This is a genomic window from Streptomyces sp. NPDC005775 (assembly GCF_042871565.1).
Classification (GTDB): domain Bacteria; phylum Actinomycetota; class Actinomycetes; order Streptomycetales; family Streptomycetaceae; genus Streptomyces.
The window spans coordinates 138,480-158,083 of sequence record NZ_JBIAIU010000005.1 but is presented as its reverse complement, the minus strand read 5'-3'; the positions used below and the strand labels follow the sequence as shown (position 1 = coordinate 158,083).

Here is a 19,604-nt window from a genome sequence, read left to right as displayed (position 1 = left end):
GACTACGCGACTCCGGCCGAGGCAGAACCGGCCGCGAGCCGGTCCCCGATGGCTCGCAGCCCTGCGAGGTCATGGACATCTCCGGGCAGCGCGGCCACCGCGGTCACGGCCACCTCGGGGTGCAGTGCGGTGAAGCGGTCGCGTGTGCGCTGTTCGCGCGCGACCACCTGCATCCGCTCGGCGTGCAGACGCAACAGACCGGCCGTCAGCTGTTCGACGGTCACCGGGGGTGTGGTCGCGGGTTCTGTGGTCGCCGGGTCCATCTCGGCGTTGGTACGGGCGTCGGCATCCAGCTCCGGGACGTCGGCGGGCTCGTGCTCCGAGGCGTGCTCGGCCGGTTCGGGGGTGGCGGCTCCTGCGGGGTCCGGGGTCGGTGCGGAACCGGCCGCGGGGGATTCGGCGGGCTCACGAAGTCCAGCCTTCCCGGCCCCCTGATCCACAATGCCGTCGGCATCAAGATTTTCTGCGGCGGCCAGCGCGCGCTCCGCGGAGAGCCGGGCGGCGTCACTGCCGTGGACCCGGTTGAGCACCAGGCCGGCGAGCGGCATGTCCTCCGCGGCCAGCCGCTCGACGAAGTACGCCGCTTCGCGGAGCGCGTCCCGCTCCGGGGTCGCGACGACGAGAAACGCCGTGCCGGGTGCCTGGAGAAGCTTGTACGTGGCATCGGCGCGGGTGCGGAATCCGCCGAACATGGTGTCCATCGCGGCGACGAACGTCTGGACGTCCCGCAGGAACTGGCCGCCGAGCAGCTTGCCCAGCGTCCCGGTCATCATCGACATGCCCACGTTGAGGAACTTCATTCCGGCCCGGCCGCCCATTTTCGCCGGGGCCATGAGCAGCTTGATGAACTTCCCGTCCAGGAAGGAGCCGAGCCGTTTCGGTGCGTCCAGGAAATCCAGCGCGGACCGCGACGGCGGGGTGTCCACGACGATGAGGTCCCACTCGTCGCGCGCCCGGAGCTGACCGAGCTTCTCCATCGCCATGTACTCCTGCGTGCCCGCGAAACCGGCCGACAGGGACTGGTAGAAGGGGTTCTCCAGGATCGCCCGGGCCCTCTCCCCGTCCGCGTGCGCCTCGACGATCTCGTCGAAGGTCCGCTTCATGTCGAGCATCATCGCGTGCAGCTCGCCGGCGCCCCGCGTTTCGATGCCCTTCACCCGGCGGGGGATGTTGTCCAGGGAGTCGATGCCCATGGACTGGGCGAGCCTGCGCGCAGGGTCGATGGTGAGGACGACCACCTTGCGGCCGCGCTCGGCCGCGCGTACGCCGAGGGCCGCCGCGGTCGTCGTCTTGCCGACGCCACCCGAACCGCAGCACACGACGATCCGGATGTCGCGGTCGTCGAGCAGGGCGTCGGTGTCCAGGGCGGGGGCCGTGGCCGGAGCCCGGGCCGTACCGGCGTCCGTGCCGCTGTCCGCGTCCGTACCGGCGTCCGTCTCCGTCCCGGTGCCCGTGGCCGCGCCGGTGTTCGATGTCATGAACCCACCCCTTGTTCCGCCGCCCCTTCGCCCACGCCCTGCTTGCGCAGCTCCTCCGCCAGCTCGTACAGCCCGGCCGGGTCCACGCCCTCGCCGATCAGCGGGAGTTCGTACCCCGCCAGTCCGAGCCCCGCCAGCACGGCGCGCTGCTCCCGCTCCAGCTCGACCCGCTGGGCGTGCTCGGCCGCCTGCTCGACCAGGGGACGCACGAGCCCCGCGGAACCGGTCACCCCCGCCCTGGTGAGCGTCTTGGCGATCTCCTTGCGCCGCCCGCCCGCGGCCGTGCGCAGCGCGTCCTCGTCCAGCAGGTGCGGGCGCACCATGTTCACGATGACCCGGCCCACCGGCAGTTCGGCGGCCCGCAGCTCCGCGATGCCGTCGGCGGTCTCCTGGACCGGCATCTCCTCCAGGAGGGTCACCAGATGCACCGCCGTCTCGGGGGACTTCAGTACCCGCATCACGGCCTGCGCCTGGTTGTGTATCGGGCCGATCCTGGCCAGCCCCGCCACCTCGTCGTTCACGTTGAGGAAGCGGGTGATGCGGCCGGTCGGCGGGGCATCCATGATCACGTAGTCGTAGACGAACCGATTCCGCTTGTCCTTGCGGCGCACCGCCTCGCACGCCTTGCCCGTCAACAGGACGTCCCGGACGCCGGGCGCGATGGTGGTGGCGAAGTCGATCGCGCCGAGCTTCTTCAGTGCCCGGCCCGCGCTGCCGAGTTTGTAGAACATCTGGAGGTAGTCGAGGAGGGCGCGCTCGGCGTCGATCGCCAGCGCGTACACCTCTCCGCCGCCCGGTGCGACGGCGATCTTGCGCTCTTCGTAGGGGAGGGACTCCGCCTCGAAGAGCTGGGCGATGCCCTGTCTGCCCTCGACCTCGACGAGGAGGGTGCGCCTGCCCTCGGTCGCGAGGGCGAGCGCGAGGGCGGCGGCGACCGTGGTCTTACCGGTACCGCCCTTGCCGCTGACGACCTGGAACCTGCTCACGTATTCGAGCCTAACCAGTCGCGCCCCGGGCTACGCACGAGGCTGCGCGTCCCTTGGATTACTCAGGCATTACAGTCGGGCCATGACCAAGTGGGAATACGCGACTGTGCCCCTTCTCGTGCACGCGACCAAGCAGATTCTGGACACCTGGGGCGAGGACGGCTGGGAGCTGGTCCAGGTCGTTCCGGGCCCGAACAACCCCGAGCAGCTCGTGGCCTACCTGAAGCGGGAGAAGCAGTAGTGGCGGGCGCCGTCGAGGCGAAGCTCGCCGAACTCGGTCTTGCCCTGCCGGACGTCGTGCCGCCGCTCGCCTCGTACCAGCCGGCCGTCCGTTCCGGGGTGTACGTGTACACCTCGGGCCAGCTGCCGATGGTGGACGGCAAGCTCGCCGTCACCGGCAAGGTCGGCGCGGAGGTCACGCCCGACGAGGCGAAGGAGCTGGCGAAGACCTGCGCGCTCAACGCGCTGGCCGCCGTGAAGTCGGTCGCGGGCGACCTGGACCGGATCGCACGCGTCGTGAAGGTCGTCGGCTTCGTCGCCTCCGCCACGGACTTCACCGGCCAGCCGGCCGTGATCAACGGCGCGAGCGAACTGCTCGGCGCGGTGCTCGGTGACAAGGGCGTGCACGCCCGCAGCGCCGTGGGCGTCGCGGTGCTGCCCCTGGACGCGCCGGTCGAGGTCGAGGTCCAGGTCGAGCTGACCGGAGCCTGAGCCGAAGTCGTACCGCTGCCGGTGGGGACACCGGCTGAGCAGTGATCCCGTCCGGTCGTGACGACCGGGCGGGATCGTCTGTGTACAGGGCATGTACGGATCACCGCGCCACTCGAACATCGGCGCGGTTCCGGATAGCCTCCGGCCATGTCCAATGGTCAGTGGTACCCCCCGGAATGGCCCGACCGGATCCGGGCCCTCGCCACAGGTGAACTGACGGCAGCCACCCCCAGGCGCGCCGCCACCGTGATGCTGCTCCGGGACGCCGCCACGGGGACCGGGGACGGGCCAACGGTCCACATGCTGCGCCGGCGCACCTCGATGGCCTTTGCCGGAGGGGCGTACGCCTATCCGGGTGGCGGGGTCGACCCGCGCGACGACGACCGGCTCGTCGGCTGGGCCGGGCCCGCGCTGGAGAGCTGGGCGCGGCGGCTCGGTGTCGGGACCCCGGCCGAGGCGCAGGCGATCGTCTGCGCCGCCGTGCGCGAGACGTACGAGGAGGCGGGCGTGCTGCTCGCCGGTCCGACCGCGGGCACGGTCGTCACGGACACCACCGGCGAGGACTGGGAGGCCGACCGCGAGGCGCTCGTCGCGCGGGAGCTCTCGTTCGCGGAGTTCCTGGACCGTCGCGGGCTGGTGCTGCGCTCGGACCTGCTGGGCGCGTGGGCACGCTGGATCACTCCGGAGTTCGAACCGCGCCGCTACGACACCTGGTTCTTCGTCGCCGCGCTGCCGGCCGGCCAGCGCACCCGCAACGCCTCGACGGAGGCCGACCGGACGGTGTGGATCGCGCCGGGCGAGGCGGCCGAGGGGTACGACCGGGGTGAGCTGCTGATGATGCCGCCCACGGTCTCGACGCTGCGTGCGCTCAGGCCGTACACCACCGCCGCGCAGGCGCTGGAGGCGGCATCGGGCCAGAACCTCGCCCCGGTGCTCGCACAGGCCCGTCTGGAGGGTGACGAGCTGGTGCTGAGCTGGCCGGGGCACGAGGAGTTCACCAAACACATCCCGGCGGGCGGCGCGGCCGGTGCGGACGGTGGGGCGGCATGAGCGACGCGGCCGCGCTGCCCGGACAGCCGCGCGGCGGGGTGCTGTCCGGCCCCGCCACGACCCGTGCGGTCAACGTCCTGGCGCCGAACGCGTCAGCGATGACGCTGGACGGCACCAACACCTGGATCGTCGCCGAGCCCGACTCGGACCTGGCGGTGGTCATCGACCCGGGCCCGCTGGACGACGCCCACCTGCGGGCCGTCATCGACACGGCCGGGCGGGCGGGCCGCCGGATCGCGCTCACGCTCCTCACCCACGGGCACCCCGACCACGCGGAAGGCGCGGCCCGGTTCGCCGAGCTGACGCGTACGAAGGTGCGGGCGCTGGATCCGGAGCTCCGCCTCGGTGACGAGGGCCTGGGCACCGGCGACGTGATCACGACCGGGGGGCTGGAGATGTACGTGGTGCCGACCCCGGGCCACACCGCGGACTCGCTCTCCTTCCACCTGCCCGCGGACCGCGCGGTGCTGACGGGGGACACGATCCTGGGGCGCGGGACGACGCTGGTGGCGCACCCGGACGGGCGGCTGGGAGACTACCTCGACTCGCTGCGACGGCTGCGCTCGCTGACGGTCGACGACGGGGTGGACACGGTGCTGCCCGGCCATGGCCCGGTGCTGGACGACGCGCAGGGCGCGGTCGAGTTCTACCTGGCGCACCGCGCCCACCGCTTGGCCCAGGTGGAGACGGCCGTGGAGGCCGGCCACCTGACGTCGTCGCAGGTGGTGGCGCATGTGTACGCGGACGTGGACCGGTCCCTGTGGCCTGCGGCGGAGCTGTCGGTGCGGGCGCAGCTGGAGTATCTGCGGGAGCACGGACTGATCTGACGGGCCCGCACCGGATACGTAGGCGGGTCGCCGCCGGTGTCAGGGGGACACCCGGGCGCCCCCGGACACGTACGCGAGGGGCCCCGCCGGTCTCGGTGGGGCCCCTCGGGCGTTGCGTACGACGACGGGTCAGCGGGACCGCTTGGCCAGCCGCTCCACGTCCAGCAGGATCACCGCACGGGCTTCCAGCCGCAGCCAGCCGCGGCCGGCGAAGTCGGCGAGGGCCTTGTTGACCGTCTCACGGGAGGCGCCGACCAGCTGGGCCAGCTCTTCCTGCGTCAGGTCGTGCACGACGTGGATGCCTTCCTCCGACTGGACGCCGAAGCGGCGCGACAGGTCGAGGAGGGCGCGGGCGACACGGCCCGGCACGTCGGAGAAGACCAGGTCGGACATCTGGTCGTTGGTCTTGCGCAGGCGCCGGGCAACGGCGCGCAGCAGTGCCGTGGCCACCTCGGGGCGGACGTTCAGCCAGGGCTGGAGGTCGCCGTGGCCGAGGCCGAGGAGCTTGACCTCGGTCAGCGCGGTCGCGGTGGCGGTGCGCGGGCCCGGGTCGAAGAGCGACAGCTCACCGATCAGTTCACCGGGGCCGAGGACCGCCAGCATGTTCTCGCGCCCGTCGGGGGAGGTGCGGTGGAGCTTCACCTTGCCCTCGGTGACCACATAGAGGCGGTCACCCGGGTCACCCTCGTGGAACAGCGCGTCGCCGCGCGCGAGGGTCACCTCACTCATCGAGGCGCGGAGCTCCGCGGCCTGCTCGTCATCGAGCGCCGCGAAAAGCGGGGCGCGCCGCAGAACGTCGTCCACGAGTTCTCTCCTTGTCGGCCTGTTCAGGGAACCGTGGTCCCCATCATGCCGGACGGTAAAACAGTGCGATCAATCACAAACCAGTTTGACGCACGCGCGTGCCGGACCGTACGGCAGGGGGCCGATTGGGGGTGGATCGCCGCTGAACGGGGTGGATGGCGGGGGTCGGCGCTGGGCCGGCCGGGTGAGCGGAATGCCGGTGAGAGCGCAGGCCGAGGGGGCTGACGGGGTGACAGCCGACGAGGATTCCGCTGTGGGCGAACAGGGTTGCCAGGGTGGGGAAAATGCGACAAATGGCCCGTCGGGGCGAGTGTGGTGCGGGGCCGTGGCTGTCGGGCGCGAAGTGGCCGCCTCGTGGCCGAAAGGTCGAGGGCGGGTCGATCGGGGCTGTCTGGGCGACTCTGCTCTGCATACCCCCCTCCAGTACCGAAATGCGGGTTGACTACATACCCCTGGGGGGTATTTAGTGTGTGTGACAAGGCTCCGGCATCGGCCAAGCCGGGTCGTCGTCGGAGTCACGCAGGCCTCCAGCTGTCAGCGACGTGAATCCGCATGAATGGGTGCGAACACGCGTGACTTGCCCGGACTTTCCGCTGCCCGATCCGTTGAGGAGCCCGCCATGAACTCTGCCCTGAAGATCACCGCCTTCACCGCAGGCCTCGCCACCGTCTTCGGCGCTTCGTACGGCATCGGCCACGCCACCGACGACACGTCACCGAAGCCGTCCACCGCCGCCCATGCGGGGCATGCCTCCACCGCCCCGCCCTCGGTTGCGGCGTCCCCTGGCGACGGCGACGGTGCGACGGGCGGTGCCGGCCACCTGCCCGGCGGGCTGCAGATCTCCGAACGCGGCTACACGCTCAGCCTCGGCGACTCCTACGTCACCGCGGGCGCCCCCGTGGATCTGCGCTTCCGGATACTCGGAGCGAACGGCGATCCCGTCACCGATTACCGGACGGCGCACGGCAAGGAGTTGCACCTCATCGTCGCCCCGCGCGACCTCTCCACCTTTCAGCACCTGCATCCCACCCGTTCCACCGACGGCACCTGGCGGACCACCGCAGCCCTGCCCGCCGCCGGCGCATACCGCGTCTTCGCCGACTTCACCCCGGCCGGCACCTCGCAGGGCCTCACCCTCGGTGCCGACCTGCACGCCGCCGGTGACCTGCGTCCCGTACCACCGGCCACGACCGGACGGACCGTCACCGTCGACGGCTACCGCGTCACCCTGACCGGCGACCTCGTCCCCGGCCGGTCCACGCGGCTCGGCCTCGCCGTCGCCAAGGACGGCAGGCCCGTCACCGATCTCCAGCCCTACCTCGGCGCGTACGGCCATCTGGTCGCCCTTCGTGCCGGCGACCTCGCCTATCTGCACGTCCACCCCGACGGTGAGCCGGGGGACGCCGGCACCGCCCCGGGCCCGGACATCTCCTTCACCACCACCGCGCCGAGCCGGGGTGGCTACCGCCTCTTCCTGGACTTCCGGCACGGGGGTGTGGTCCGTACCGCAGCCTTCACGGTCACCGCGGCCGATGGCCCGATGGACGCGGCCACCCCGGCCGCTTCGGCATCCGTGTCCCCGGCGCCGGAGCACGACGGGGATCACCAGCACTGAAGCGTGGCCGGCTCGATCCGCTTCCTTGTCCTGTTCGGCGGACGGCGCCACCCCCTCGCTCTCACCCTCCATACCCCGGCCCAGGGCAGGCGTCCTGGCACGTGCCTGCCGGGGGCTTCCGGTGGCCTCCGGGGCCTTCGTCCAGCGGCCGCGGAGGGAAAAACGCCGACATCGTGACCGGGGCAGGAACCGGCCCCGTGGGTTCGCCCCTTCGGCGTAGCCTTCGTGCATGGCAGAGAGCAAGGTCCGGAAGTCCGCGGTCGAACCGGCGGTGAAGGCGGCTGCGAAGCCGAGCAAACCGGAGTCGCGCCTGGCGATGGTGCGGCGGGCGCGGAAGATCAACCGCGTTCTGGCGGACACGTATCCCTACGCGCATCCGGAGCTGGACTTCGAGACGCCGTTCGAGCTGCTGGTGGCCACCGTGCTGTCGGCGCAGACGACGGACCTCCGGGTGAACCAGACGACGCCGGCGCTGTTCGCGAAGTACCCGACTCCGGAGGACATGGCGATGGCCGTCCCGGAGGAAATGGAAGAGATCATTCGGCCGACCGGCTTCTTCCGGGCGAAGACCAAGGCGCTCATAGGTCTCTCCACCGCCCTCCGGGACCGTTTCGGCGGCGAGGTGCCGGGGCACCTGGAAGATCTCGTGACGCTGCCCGGGGTCGGCCGCAAGACCGCCAACGTCGTCCTCGGCAACGCCTTCGGTGTTCCGGGCATCACGGTCGACACGCACTTCGGCCGACTGGTCCGCCGCTGGAAGTGGACCGACCAGGAGGACCCGGTGAAGGTAGAGGCGGACATCGCCGCGATCTTCCCCAAGAGCGAGTGGACGATGCTCTCGCACCGCGTCGTCTTCCACGGCCGCCGCGTCTGCCATGCCCGGAAGCCGGCCTGCGGCGCCTGCCCGGTCGCCCCGCTCTGTCCTGCGTACGGGGAGGGCGAGACGGACCCCGAGAAGGCCAGGAAGCTGTTGAAGTACGAGATGGGGGGCCAGCCGGGCCAGCGGCTGAAGCCGCCGCCGGACTACCCGGGCAAACCCGCCCCCGCGCTCGGCGCCGGCTGACACGGCGAGCCGCGCCGGAACGAAATGCGTGAGGACAGGCGTTGTGAAACGAGGGGTGCCTATGAAGACGCATGAACACAGCACGGACGCGTCACGCAACACCGCAGACACGTCACGCAGCTCCGCAAAGGGCGGACAGAGCACCGCGGACCATGCTGCGGTCCAGGCATCGAGGGACGCAGCGAGCGATGCCCCGGCCGACGCCGCGATCGAGGTCACGACCGAAGGGCTGCCCCAGTGGCTGGAGCCCGTCGCCCGAGCGGCGCGGACCATCGAGCCGCAGCAGCTCAGCCGCTTCCTGCCGCCCGAGAGCGGTGCCGGGCGGCAGTCCGCCGTGCTCGTCCTCTTCGGCGAGGGCGCACGCGGGCCTGAGCTGCTCCTGATGGAGCGTGCCGGAAGCCTGCGGTCCCATCCCGGCCAGCCCTCCTTCCCCGGCGGTTCCCTGGACCCGGCCGACGGCGACCAGGAGACGACGGGCCCGCTCCGGGCCGCGCTGCGCGAAGCCGAGGAGGAGACCGGCCTCGACCCGCGCGGGGTGCAGCTCTTCGGGGTGCTGCCCCGGCTCTACATCCCCGTGAGCAGCTTCGTGGTGACGCCCGTCCTCGGCTGGTGGCGTTCGCCCAGCCCGGTCGGGGTCGTGGATCCCGCCGAGACCGCCCGGGTGTTCACCGTCCCCGTGGCCGATCTCACGGATCCGGCCAACCGGGTGACCACACACCACCCCAGCGGCCATCGCGGCCCGGCATTTCTGGTCGAATCCGCACTCGTATGGGGGTTCACGGCAGGGGTGATCGACCGGATTCTGCACTTCGCGGGCTGGGAGCGCCCCTGGGACAGGGCCAAGCAGGTGCCGCTCGACTGGCGCGCATGACAGGCTGACTCCCGTGCTCCGCTGCTCCGGGCCTTCCCGGCCACGGGGAGACGTACGGGCCCGGTGACGAATCTGCGAGGCAATAGACGGTGAACGTGCTGGACATCCTGCTGCTGGCCGCCGCCGTGTGGTTCGCGGTCATCGGTTACCGCCAGGGGTTCGTCGTCGGCATCCTGTCGGTGATCGGGTTCCTGGGCGGCGGTCTCGTCGCCGTGTACCTGCTGCCCATTTTGTGGGACCAGGTGACGGACGGCTCCGAGGTCTCGTCGACCGCGGCCATCGTCGCGGTCGTCATCGTGATCGTGTGCGCCTCGGTGGGCCAGGCCTTCACCACCCACCTGGGGAACAAACTCCGCCGGTACATCACGTGGTCGCCCGCGCGCGCCGTCGACGCGACCGGCGGGGCCCTCGTCAACGTCGTCGCGATGCTGCTGGTGTCCTGGCTGATCGGCTCCGCGCTGGCCGGTACGTCGCTGCCGACGCTCGGCAAGGAGGTCCGCAGCTCCTCGGTCCTGCTGGGCATCTCGCGGGTACTGCCGCCCCAGGCCTCCACCTGGTTCACGGACTTCTCCTCCGTCCTCGCGCAGAACGGCTTCCCGCAGGTCTTCAGCCCGTTCGCCAACGAGCCCATCACCGAGGTCAGGGCCCCCGACCCGGCCCTGGTGGGCAGCCCCGTCGCGGCGCGCGCCAAGGAGTCGATCGTCAAGGTCGTCGGTACGGCCCCGAGTTGCGGCAAGGTCCTCGAAGGCACCGGATTCGTCTTCTCCGACCGCCGGGTGATGACCAACGCTCACGTCGTCGGCGGCGTCGACGAGCCGACCGTGCAGATCGGCGGCCAGGGGCGGCTGTACGACGCGAAGGTCGTCCTCTACGACTGGCAGCGCGACATCGCCGTACTCGACGTGCCGGACCTTGACGCGAAGCCCCTGCGGTTCACCGACACCGACCACGACGCCGCGACCGGGAACAGTGCGATCGTCGCGGGGTTCCCGGAGAACGGCTCGTACGACGTACGAGCCGCGCGCGTCCGGGCCCGCATCGATGCGAACGGGCCCGACATCTACCACCGCGGCACCGTCCGCCGCGATGTCTACTCACTCTTCACGACGGTCCGTCAGGGCAACTCCGGCGGCCCGCTGCTGACACCCGACGGCAAGGTGTACGGAGTCGTCTTCGCCAAATCGCTCGACGACCCCGACACCGGTTACGCCCTCACGGCCGATGAGATCAGACAGGACATCGCCCAGGGCCGTGCCGCCAACCAGCAGGTGGACAGCCAGGGGTGCGCGCTCTAGGCGCGTTCTTCCGTGAGGGTGGTGGCGCGGTCGGCCGGTGGGCGGCCGCGGGTCATTGCCGTGGATGGCGCAGCCGCGCCGATACCCAGCGGGCGCGGCGGCGGAGGATGCGCGGAATGCCGAGCCGGGGATCATGCAGAACATGCATAGTGTGCACCCGGCCCCGAAGGCCGCCCCCCTCATGAATGCTCGGTGCCGCCGTAGCGGTCGAGCGACGATTGCGTGCTGCGTCACCGAAGTCGTGCGTCCAGCCCATACCCGGACGTCTGCCCGTGACGCATGGTCGGTAATCGCCCATCTGCCAGCCAATTGGCCTATGCGGTAGGCAAGTGGCTGTTCGTCGGACGCGTGTACGCGTCGGTCAGCGGTCGGGCTCGGAATCCTTGAGCCAGTTGATGAGTTCGGCCGAGAATCCGGCCGGATCCTCCTCGTGGGGGAAGTGGCCCAGACCGTCGAAAAGTCGCCACCGGTACGGTGCCTCGACGTACTCGCCGGACCCCGCCGAACTCCGTGTGCGGATCGCCGGATCGAGTGAACCGTGCAGATGCAGCGTCGGCACCCGCACCGGCCGCTTCATGCGCCGGTTGAACTGGATGCCGTCCGGGCGTGCCAGCGAACGCACCATCCAGCGGTACGGCTCGACGGAGCAGTGCGCGGTCGACGGGATGGACATGGCGCGCCGGTAGACGTCCACCGCCGTGTCGTCCGGGAACTCCGCCGTACCGGGACCTGCCCACTCGTGGATCAGTCGCCCCACCAACGCGGCGTCGTCGGCGACGAGCTGACGCTCCGGTACCCACGGCCGCTGGAAGCCCCAGATGTACGAGCCCGCGCGGGACTGGGCGAAGTCGGAGAGCATCGAGGAGCGCCACCGGCGCGGGTGCGGCATCGAGGAGACCACCAGGCGGCGTACCAGCTTCGGGCGCATCACGGCGGCTGTCCAGGCCAGGTAGCCGCCCATGTCGTGGCCGACCAGGGCGGCGTCCGGCTCGCCGAGCGAGCGGATGACACCGGTGATGTCGAGCGCCAGGTTGGCGGGGTCGTAACCGCGTGGTGTCCGGTCGCTGCCGCCCACTCCGCGCAGGTCCATCGCCACGGCGCGGAAGCCCGCGTCGGCGAGTGCCGGAAGCTGGTGGCGCCAGGTCCACCAGAACTGCGGAAAGCCGTGCAGGAGCAGGACCAGGGGTCCTTCACCCATTTCAGCGATGTGGAAGCGCGCGCCGTTGGCCGCGACGTCCCGATGGGTCCAGGGTCCGTCGAGGCGGACGGGGCCGCCTACGGGGACCGGCGGACCTACGGGGGCCGCGGCGGACGGGGCCGGGGCGGTGGAGCCCTCCGGGCCGGCCTTCTTCTCGTGACCCGCCGCCCGGCCTTCCGGGCCCACCGGGCGAAATGCGCTGGAATCGGGGACCGTCATGTGGATGAGCGTGCCACAACAGATGCCTTGTCCTGGACCGGACGGTTCTCGATGGCCTTGTCCGCAAGTGTGCTGCCGCCGATCGGCAGAATCGCGTCCGCACCGACGCTCGCACGCGGGTGCGGCTTGACGCCCTGTAGGACGGCGGCGGTCTGCTTGGCCGAGGCGATGGACTTCTCCGGCGGCTTGACCTTCTTGAACTTGGCGTAGCCGAACAGCGCGAGCAGGATCCCCAGCAGGATGAACGCACCGCCCACGATCAGGAACGACCAGGCGAGCCCCAGCCCCAGGTTGTGGATTCCGTACGCGGCCGCGAAGCTCAGCACCGGGATCGCGAACAGAAGCAGCACGCCCGTGACGATGAACGCCGCGCTGCCGATGGCGCCGCGCTTGGCGTCCTGTCGCACTTCGGCCTTGGCCAGGGCAATCTCGTCGTGCACCAGCGCCGACAGTTCGGCCGTCGCCGAGGCGACCAGCTGGCCGAGACTGCGGTCGGCGCTGCCCGCGTAATTGCCGGGGTCGCTCATCCCTGACTCCCTCTCCTGTTCAACACATCCGATGTCAGATCATGCCGGACTGTCCGGCTTGCTGCTCGCTGCCCCCGCCAGTTGGGCAAGGCGGCGGTGCTCGGCCGCCTTCTTTTCGTAGAGAGCGGCCATCCGCAGGTGGTACTCCGGATCGTCCTGCTCGTAGACGTCCGGAACCCCGGACGCGTCCTCGTCGAGCTCCTCGGCGTCGAACAGCGCCCTGTATCTGCGTACCCGCAGTTTGAGCAGTACACCGGAGAGTACGGCGGCAATGAGGGAACCGATGAGAACCGACGCCTTGATCTCATTGATCATGTCGTCGTCGCCGGTGAAGGCGAGCTCTCCGATCAGCAGCGACACGGTGAAGCCGATGCCGGCGAGTGAGGCGACCGCGAAGACATCGGCCCAGGCCAGGTCCTTGTTCAGCTCCGCCTTCGTGAACCGGGTGGCCAGCCACGTACCGCCGAAGATGCCGATCGTCTTGCCGACGACGAGTCCGAGGACGACCCCGAGCGTTTCGGGCCGGGTGACGACGCCGGCCAGCGCGCCACCGGAGAGGGAGACTCCGGCGGAGAAGAGCGCGAACAACGGTACGGCGAGGCCGGCGGACAGGGGGCGGATCAGGTGCTCGATGCGTTCGCCGGGGGAGTGGTCCTCGCCTTCGCGCCGGGTGCAGCGCAGCATCAGCCCCATGGCGACACCGGCGATGGTGGCGTGGACGCCGCTGTTGTACATCAGGCCCCAGATCACCAGGGCGAGCGGGAGGTAGACGTACCAGCCGCGGACGTTGAACCGCAGCAGCAGATAGAAGACGGCCAGGCCGGCGAAGGCGCCGATGAGTGCGACGAAGTCGATGTTCTCGGTGAAGAAGACCGCGATGATCAGGATCGCGAAGAGGTCGTCGACGACGGCGAGCGTCAGCAGGAACGCGCGGAGCGCGGCCGGAAGCGATGTGCCGATGACAGCGAGGACGGCGAGTGCGAAGGCGATGTCGGTGGCCGTGGGGACGGCCCAGCCGGCGGTGGAACCGTCGCCGATCAGGTTCACCAGCGTGTAGACGACGGCCGGGACCGCCATGCCGCACAGTGCGGCGACGACCGGGAGAGCGGCCGCCTTGGGGTCGCGCAGCTCGCCCGCGACGAGTTCGCGCTTGAGCTCGACACCCGCGACGAAGAAGAAGACCGCCAGCAGCCCGTCGGCCGCCCAGTGTGCGACGGACAGGTGGAGACCCAGCACGCCAGGTCCGAAGTGGAAGTCGCTGACGGATGAGTAGCTCGATCCGAAGGTGTTCGCCCAGACGAGGGCGGCCACGGCGGCGACGAGGAGTATGACGCCGCCGACTGTCTCCGTACGCAGGGCTTCGGTCAGGTAGTTGCGCTCGGGGAGGGGGAGGCGTCCCAGAAAGGTGCGGCGGGGGGAAGGGGGTGCGGGGGTGGGTGTGGCCACGGGGGGAGACCTCCGGGTCGGTACGGCAGCGACGGCATGGCTGATGCACTTGCCGACCAGACTTCCCGGCACACCCTGTGGAGATTTCTTATCGTTTTATTGATCAGCTGCCACTGTACCCGGGGTGCGAGGGGCTGTGAGCGGTGATCGTCACCCTAAATGCGCGCAGGGCATCCGGCGCGTTACCGGATGCCCTGCGAGGCGTGCGCTGTCCCGGGGCGATCTGCGGGCCCTCGGGTCTCAGTTCTGCGGGCCCCCGAGGTCTCAGTCCCGCGGCCCCGGGGTCTCAGTACCGCCGGGTGCTCAGCCCTCGGGTCTCAGTCCTCCGAGGGGGTCTGGGGGAGCTGGGTCTGGATGAGGTCCATGACGGAGGAATCGGTGAGTGTGGTGACGTCGCCCAGGGCGCGGTTCTCGGCGACGTCGCGGAGCAGGCGTCGCATGATCTTGCCGGAGCGGGTCTTGGGCAGTTCGGCGACCGGCATGATCCGCTTCGGTTTGGCGATCGGGCCGAGTGTGGTGCCGACGTGGTTGCGCAGTTCGGCGACGAGTTCGTCGGAGGCGGTGGCGGTGCCCCGCAGGATGACGAAGGCGACGATGGCCTGGCCGGTGGTCTCGTCGGCGGCACCGACGACGGCGGCCTCGGCGACCGAGGGGTGGGACACGAGGGCCGACTCGACTTCGGTGGTCGAGATGTTGTGTCCGGACACGAGCATGACGTCGTCGACGCGGCCGAGGAGCCAGATGTCGCCGTCCTCGTCCTTCTTGGCGCCGTCGCCCGCGAAGTACTTGCCCTCGAAGCGCGACCAGTAGGTGTCGAGGAAGCGCTGGTCGTCGCGCCAGATGGTGCGCAGCATGGAGGGCCACGGCTCGGTGAGTACGAGGTAGCCGCCCCCGCCGTTGGGGACCTCGCGTGCCTCGTCGTCGACGACGGTGGCACAGATGCCCGGCAGGGCGCGCTGGGCGCTTCCCGGCTTGGTGGCCGTGACGCCGGGCAGCGGCGAGATCATCATCGCGCCCGTCTCGGTCTGCCACCAGGTGTCCACGATCGGGCACGTGTCGGCGCCGATGTGCTTGCGGTACCACATCCACGCTTCGGGGTTGATCGGCTCGCCGACCGAGCCCAGGACCCGGAGGCTGCTCAGGTCGAACTTGGCGGGGATGTCGTCTCCCCACTTCATGAACGTGCGGATCGCGGTCGGCGCGGTGTAGAGGATCGTGACGCCGTACTTCTGGACGATCTCCCAGAAGCGCCCCTGGTGCGGGGTGTCGGGCGTGCCCTCGTACATCACCTGCGTCGCCCCGTTGGCCAGCGGCCCGTAGACGATGTACGAGTGTCCGGTGACCCAGCCGATGTCGGCGGTGCACCAGTAGACGTCGCTTTCGGGCTTGAGGTCGAAGACCGCGTGGTGCGTGTACGCCGCCTGTGTGAGGTATCCGCCCGACGTGTGCAGGATGCCCTTGGGCTTCCCGGTCGTGCCCGACGTGTACAGGATGAACAGCGGCTGCTCCGCCTCGAACGCCTCGGGGGTGTGCTCGGCGGACTGGCGTGCGGTGATCTCGTGCCACCAGACGTCGCGCCCCTCGGTCCAGGCGGTGTCCTGGCCGGTGCGGCGGACGACGAGGACGTGCTCGACGCTCGGGATGCGGGCGACGGCGTCGTCGACCGCGGGCTTGAGCGCGGAGGGCTTGCCGCGGCGGTAGCCGCCGTCGGAGGTGATGACGATTTTCGCGTCCGCGTCCTGGATGCGTGCCGCGATGGCGTCGGCGGAGAAGCCTCCGAAGACGACCGAGTGCGCGGCGCCGATGCGGGCGCAGGCCAGCATCGCGACGGCGGCCTCGGGGATCATCGGAAGGTAGACGGCGACCCGGTCGCCCTTGCCGACACCGAGTTCGATGAGGGCGTTGGCGGCGCGGGAGACTTCGTCCTTCAGCTCCGCGTAAGTGATGGCACGGCTGTCGCCGGGCTCGCCCTCGAAGTGGATGGCGACCCGGTCGCCGTTGCCCGCCTCGACGTGACGGTCCACGCAGTTGTACGCGACGTTGAGCTCGCCGTCCGCGAACCACTTCGCGAAGGGCGGATTGCTCCAGTCGAGCGTCTCGGTCGGCTCGGTGGCCCAGGTCAGGCGGCGGGCCTGCTCGGCCCAGAAGCCCAGCCGGTCCGCCTCGGCCTGCTCGTACGCCTCCGCTGTGACGTTGGCGTTCGCGGCCAGATCGGCAGGCGGTACGAACCGCCGCTCCTCCTTGAGCAGATTGGCCAAGCTTTCGTTGCTCACGACATCTCCCATTCCCAGGGTGTCCGTTGTGTCCCGGGGCATAGCTCATCAGTCCAAGGGCCGGGTGACAAGTGTCTGCCGGGAATTGGTTTAGACCTGTGTCTTCGTGTATGGGGGCACGGTCCCGCTTCCGCGGCGGGGCGATGGTGCTTGCGCGTTGCTGAGGTGCGGAAGCGGGACCACAAGGTCTCACGGACCAAGGAGGAAGGTGGTTCAGGCGCCGGTACGCGCCAACTCGGCCGGGTGGGACGGATCGGCCGGCCCAGCCGGCCCAGCCGGATCGGCCGGATCGACCGAGCGAGCCGTACCCACCGGATCAGCTGCACCGACCGGATCAAGCGGACCGGCCGACGGAGACGGATGGGACGGGCTGATCGGGTCGAACACCTCGTCCAGCCCGCTGCCGGCGCTCGCGCCCTCCGTCAGCAGATACGACTGCGCCTCGGCCACATGGAAGTACATGCCATGGAGCTGGAGGGTGCCTTCGGTGAGGCGCCGGGCCACCGACGCATGGGCCCGTAGGTGGTCCAACTGCTGCATGACGTTGGTGAGGCAGAGCTGCTCCACCGCGTCCGCGGGCATCCGGCCGGAGATCCGCGCCCAGGCCCGCTCGCGCGATGCCATCCGCTTCAGGCTGGGGAGCCCGTGCCGGAGCCAGCGCCAGAGAGCCGTCTCCGGGCCCTCCGGCCTGGTGCCGAGCAACGCGTTCATCGCACCGCAGCCCGAGTGCCCGCAGACGGTGATGGACTCGACCCCCAGCACATCCACCGCGTACTCGATGGCCGCACCGACCGAGTGGTCACCGGTCTCGGAGTCGGGTGGCGGTACGAGATTGCCGATGTTGCGGACGGTGAACAGGTCGCCCGGGCCGCTCGCTGTGATCATGCTCGTGACCAGCCGGGAGTCTGCGCAGGTGATGAACAGCTGTGACGGGTTCTGTCCCTCCCTGGCCAGTCTCGCCAGCTCTTCCCGGACCAGCGGGGCCGTATTGCGCTGGAACGAGCTGAGGCCACTGATCAGCCGCTGACTGGCGGTCGGGAGCGGCCGGGGAGCTCGATGGTCGGGCGCGAAATCGCTTGCGCCCTCCGCCGTGGGGCCCGGCGTGGCTCCCTCTTCGTGGGCGGGCGACTCCTGGTCGAGGAAGGGACCGGTCTCTGCCCCGCCGGAGCCCGGTGCGCGGTCCTTCTTATGCGTCGGTGCGGTTGCGGTTGCGGTCGCGGGCGTGGCGGCGGATCCGGCTGCGGGTGTGGGGGTGGGCGCTGTTTCCTGTGCGTCCGGTGTGGGATGGACGGGAATGGCGTCGGCTGCCGCGGCAGCGGCAGTCAGCAGCGCCGCTGGGCTCGTGCCTGTGCTCGTACTGCTGTGCGCATGCGCACTCGTACTCTCACCGACGGCGGGCATGTGCTCGGCCCGGTCGTGGCAGTGGTGGTTGCGCCAGGGAGTCCAGGGGCGGCAGCAGGAGTGCGCCGCAGAGGGGGGTTCGGCGATTCTGCCCCCGGACCTGCCGGTGAAGGCGACTCTGCCGCCGTGGGCGGCATGGGCGATGCTCCAGTCATGGATCAGTTCGTAGGCGGCGTGATCCATGAAGAAGCCGTCCAACTCGACGACCACGTCAGCGTCCTGCGGCAGTTGGCCCAGCGCTCTGCTCAGGCGTGGCACGGCGAGGAAGGTCAACTGGCCGGTCACGACCACGAGATGTTGGCCTCCGTGATCGGAAACGGTGATTCGCGTCCGGGCCAGCCGGTGCAGTGCGACGGCCACCGACACAGCGATACCGATCGCCACACCCTTGAGTACTCCAAAGACCAGCACGCCGGTGATCGTCGCTCCGTACACCAGGAATTCCCGGTGTTTGTGCACGTTACGGATGTGGACGAAGTTCACCATCTGGACGCCGACCACCATCACGAGCGCACCGAGTGCGGCCAGTGGGATCCACTCCAGAGCGGTCACCAGAAACCCGGTGGCGAGCAGAACCCAGACTCCGTGAAGCACCGTGGAGGCGCGCCCGGTCGCGCCGGCCCGCACGTTCGCCGAACTGCGCACCGCCCCACCGGAGACCGCCAGCCCACCGAGCAGGCCGGAGACGCTGTTGGCGATGCCCTGCGCGCGGAGCTCCCGGTCCAGATCGGAGCGTTTGACCGGGGGTGCGGGTGTGGCCGAACCCGCCCCGGGGGCGTCGGTGCCGGGGCCGCCGGGCTGACTGCCGTCACCTTCGACGGCGGGCCCGGCCGACCGCTCGCGGCTCCGGTCCGCGGTCAGCTTGTCCACGGCGACGGCGGCGAGCAGGGATTCCAGGCTGGCCACCAGCATCATCGTGAAGACGGCTGTGGCAAGGCCGAGCACGGGCCCCTGAGGTACTTCCGGCAGTGCGTGCGAGCGCCAGGACGGCAGGTCTACCCGGGCGATCGAGGGGGCGGCGAGTGCGGCCACCGCGGTAGCCATGGCCACGGAGGCTAGGGCTGCCGGGATCCGCCGCATGATTCGTCCGGCCCGTCCTGGGATCCGCGGCCACAGCACCAGGACGACGACGGTGAGTCCACCGATCAAGGGTGCTGCCGGCCCCATTCGTTCCAACTGGCCCGGCAGGTGCAGCGCGTTGGAGACGGCCGAGCTCTGTGGTGAGCCGCCGAGCACGATGTGCAGTTGAGCGAGTGCGATCGCGACGCCGATGCCGGCGAGCGTGCCATGGACGATGGCGGGGCTGACGGCCAGTGCGCTCCGAGCGGTCCGCAGCGATCCGAGGACGATCTGCAGCAGACCTGCGCCGATGGTGATCGCGCAGGTGGTGCGCCAGCCGTAGATCTGGATGAACTCGGCTGTCACCACGGTCAGTCCGGCGGACGGGCCGGAGACCTGCAAAGGGGTTCCACCGAGCAGTCCGGCGACGATGCCGCCGACTGCAGCGGAGATGAGACCCGCTTCCAGCGGGGCGTCCATGGCGACGGCCAGGCCGAGCGACATGGGGATGGCGAGCAGGAAGACAGTGATCGAGGCGGACAGGTCGGCGCCCGCGATGCGGAAACGTCCACCGCGGCGCGGCGGGGGCGGGCTGTGTGGTCGCTTGACTCCCGATGATCGGGGAGGTCGCGAACTTCGGGATGAGTGGTCATGACGAATAGGGACGCAGGCAGACATGTTTCCCGTCTCCTCCGGGGCAGCGCGGTCGCGGAACGTGGGGACGCGGCCGTGGGTCACGGCGTGCAGCGGCGGGATATCTCAACTCTCGGTAAACAGATCG

At 70.3% G+C, this 19,604-nt stretch carries 17 protein-coding genes; 8 read left to right on the top strand and 9 right to left on the bottom strand.

Annotated features, from left to right (window positions below; translation table 11 throughout):
- Positions 1–2 precede the first annotated feature (2 nt).
- Together ACFYPA_RS14200 and ACFYPA_RS14195 are read right to left on the bottom strand one after the other, a co-directional pair.
- Entirely contained in the window at positions 3–1,478 is a 1,476-nt protein-coding gene (locus ACFYPA_RS14200) for an ArsA-related P-loop ATPase (RefSeq protein WP_359080732.1), read from the bottom strand.
- Positions 1,475–2,464, bottom strand: coding sequence for an ArsA-related P-loop ATPase (locus ACFYPA_RS14195; RefSeq protein ID WP_359080730.1), 990 nt, complete (start codon positions 2,462–2,464; stop codon positions 1,475–1,477). Before ACFYPA_RS14195 ends, ACFYPA_RS14200 begins: the two co-directional genes overlap by 4 nt.
- Positions 2,465–2,546: 82 nt before the next feature.
- Here ACFYPA_RS14195 and ACFYPA_RS14190 point away from each other — a divergent pair, with 82 nt between their 5' ends.
- The 4 genes from ACFYPA_RS14190 to ACFYPA_RS14175 all read left to right on the top strand — a co-directional run bounded on the left by ACFYPA_RS14190 (position 2,547) and on the right by ACFYPA_RS14175 (position 5,052).
- Positions 2,547–2,705: a DUF4177 domain-containing protein gene (locus ACFYPA_RS14190; protein WP_003991873.1), complete on the top strand. Its 159-nt coding sequence runs from the start codon at positions 2,547–2,549 to the stop codon at positions 2,703–2,705.
- Complete coding sequence (locus tag ACFYPA_RS14185) at positions 2,705–3,175, top strand: RidA family protein (RefSeq protein ID WP_148019943.1); 471 nt, start codon at positions 2,705–2,707, stop codon at positions 3,173–3,175. Before ACFYPA_RS14190 ends, ACFYPA_RS14185 begins: the two co-directional genes overlap by 1 nt.
- Before the next feature lie 147 nt (positions 3,176–3,322).
- Positions 3,323–4,225 carry an NUDIX hydrolase gene (locus ACFYPA_RS14180; protein WP_359080727.1) on the top strand — a complete coding sequence of 301 codons (903 nt, stop codon included), beginning with the start codon at positions 3,323–3,325 and terminating at the stop codon, positions 4,223–4,225.
- Positions 4,222–5,052: an MBL fold metallo-hydrolase gene (locus ACFYPA_RS14175; protein ID WP_359080725.1), complete on the top strand. Its 831-nt coding sequence runs from the start codon at positions 4,222–4,224 to the stop codon at positions 5,050–5,052. The genes ACFYPA_RS14180 and ACFYPA_RS14175 overlap by 4 nt, the downstream gene beginning before the upstream one ends.
- Positions 5,053–5,181: 129 nt before the next feature.
- Here the strand turns inward: ACFYPA_RS14175 and ACFYPA_RS14170 are convergent, their stop codons facing one another.
- The gene (locus ACFYPA_RS14170) at positions 5,182–5,856 is read right to left on the bottom strand and encodes a Crp/Fnr family transcriptional regulator (protein WP_123460131.1); all 675 of its coding nucleotides are present in this window, start codon (positions 5,854–5,856) and stop codon (positions 5,182–5,184) included.
- Between the two features lie 619 nt (positions 5,857–6,475).
- Here ACFYPA_RS14170 and ACFYPA_RS14165 point away from each other — a divergent pair.
- The 4 genes from ACFYPA_RS14165 to ACFYPA_RS14150 all read left to right on the top strand — a co-directional run bounded on the left by ACFYPA_RS14165 (position 6,476) and on the right by ACFYPA_RS14150 (position 10,700).
- Positions 6,476–7,471 carry a hypothetical protein gene (locus tag ACFYPA_RS14165; protein ID WP_389131870.1) on the top strand — a complete coding sequence of 332 codons (996 nt, stop codon included), beginning with the start codon at positions 6,476–6,478 and terminating at the stop codon, positions 7,469–7,471.
- Between the two features lie 229 nt (positions 7,472–7,700).
- The gene (nth, locus tag ACFYPA_RS14160; protein ID WP_359080720.1) at positions 7,701–8,534 is read left to right on the top strand and encodes an endonuclease III; all 834 of its coding nucleotides are present in this window, start codon (positions 7,701–7,703) and stop codon (positions 8,532–8,534) included.
- Positions 8,535–8,595: 61 nt separating this feature from the next.
- A complete protein-coding gene (locus ACFYPA_RS14155; protein ID WP_359080718.1) occupies positions 8,596–9,405 on the top strand; it encodes a CoA pyrophosphatase in 810 nt (269 codons plus the stop codon).
- A gap of 89 nt (positions 9,406–9,494) precedes the next feature.
- Positions 9,495–10,700 carry a MarP family serine protease gene (locus ACFYPA_RS14150; RefSeq protein WP_389131867.1) on the top strand — a complete coding sequence of 402 codons (1,206 nt, stop codon included), beginning with the start codon at positions 9,495–9,497 and terminating at the stop codon, positions 10,698–10,700.
- A 52-nt stretch (positions 10,701–10,752) separates the two neighbouring features.
- On the opposite strand, the gene ACFYPA_RS14145 is transcribed toward ACFYPA_RS14150, so the two are convergent.
- The 6 genes from ACFYPA_RS14145 to ACFYPA_RS14120 form a co-directional block, all read right to left on the bottom strand.
- The gene (locus ACFYPA_RS14145) at positions 10,753–10,956 is read right to left on the bottom strand and encodes a hypothetical protein (protein WP_359080714.1); all 204 of its coding nucleotides are present in this window, start codon (positions 10,954–10,956) and stop codon (positions 10,753–10,755) included.
- Between the two features lie 105 nt (positions 10,957–11,061).
- A complete protein-coding gene (locus ACFYPA_RS14140; protein ID WP_359318357.1) occupies positions 11,062–12,117 on the bottom strand; it encodes an alpha/beta hydrolase in 1,056 nt (351 codons plus the stop codon).
- Positions 12,114–12,644 (bottom strand): phage holin family protein, encoded by a 531-nt coding sequence (locus ACFYPA_RS14135; protein WP_359080710.1) that lies wholly within the window; start codon positions 12,642–12,644, stop codon positions 12,114–12,116. The genes ACFYPA_RS14140 and ACFYPA_RS14135 overlap by 4 nt, the downstream gene beginning before the upstream one ends.
- Positions 12,645–12,683: 39 nt before the next feature.
- On the bottom strand, positions 12,684–14,090 hold the full coding sequence (gene nhaA, locus ACFYPA_RS14130) for a Na+/H+ antiporter NhaA (protein WP_359318352.1): 1,407 nt from the start codon (positions 14,088–14,090) through the stop codon (positions 12,684–12,686).
- A gap of 317 nt (positions 14,091–14,407) precedes the next feature.
- Positions 14,408–16,405: an acetate--CoA ligase gene (gene acs, locus ACFYPA_RS14125; RefSeq protein WP_359080706.1), complete on the bottom strand. Its 1,998-nt coding sequence runs from the start codon at positions 16,403–16,405 to the stop codon at positions 14,408–14,410.
- Positions 16,406–16,576: 171 nt separating this feature from the next.
- Positions 16,577–19,501: a bifunctional SulP family inorganic anion transporter/carbonic anhydrase gene (locus tag ACFYPA_RS14120; protein ID WP_389131863.1), complete on the bottom strand. Its 2,925-nt coding sequence runs from the start codon at positions 19,499–19,501 to the stop codon at positions 16,577–16,579.
- Positions 19,502–19,604 lie beyond the last annotated feature (103 nt).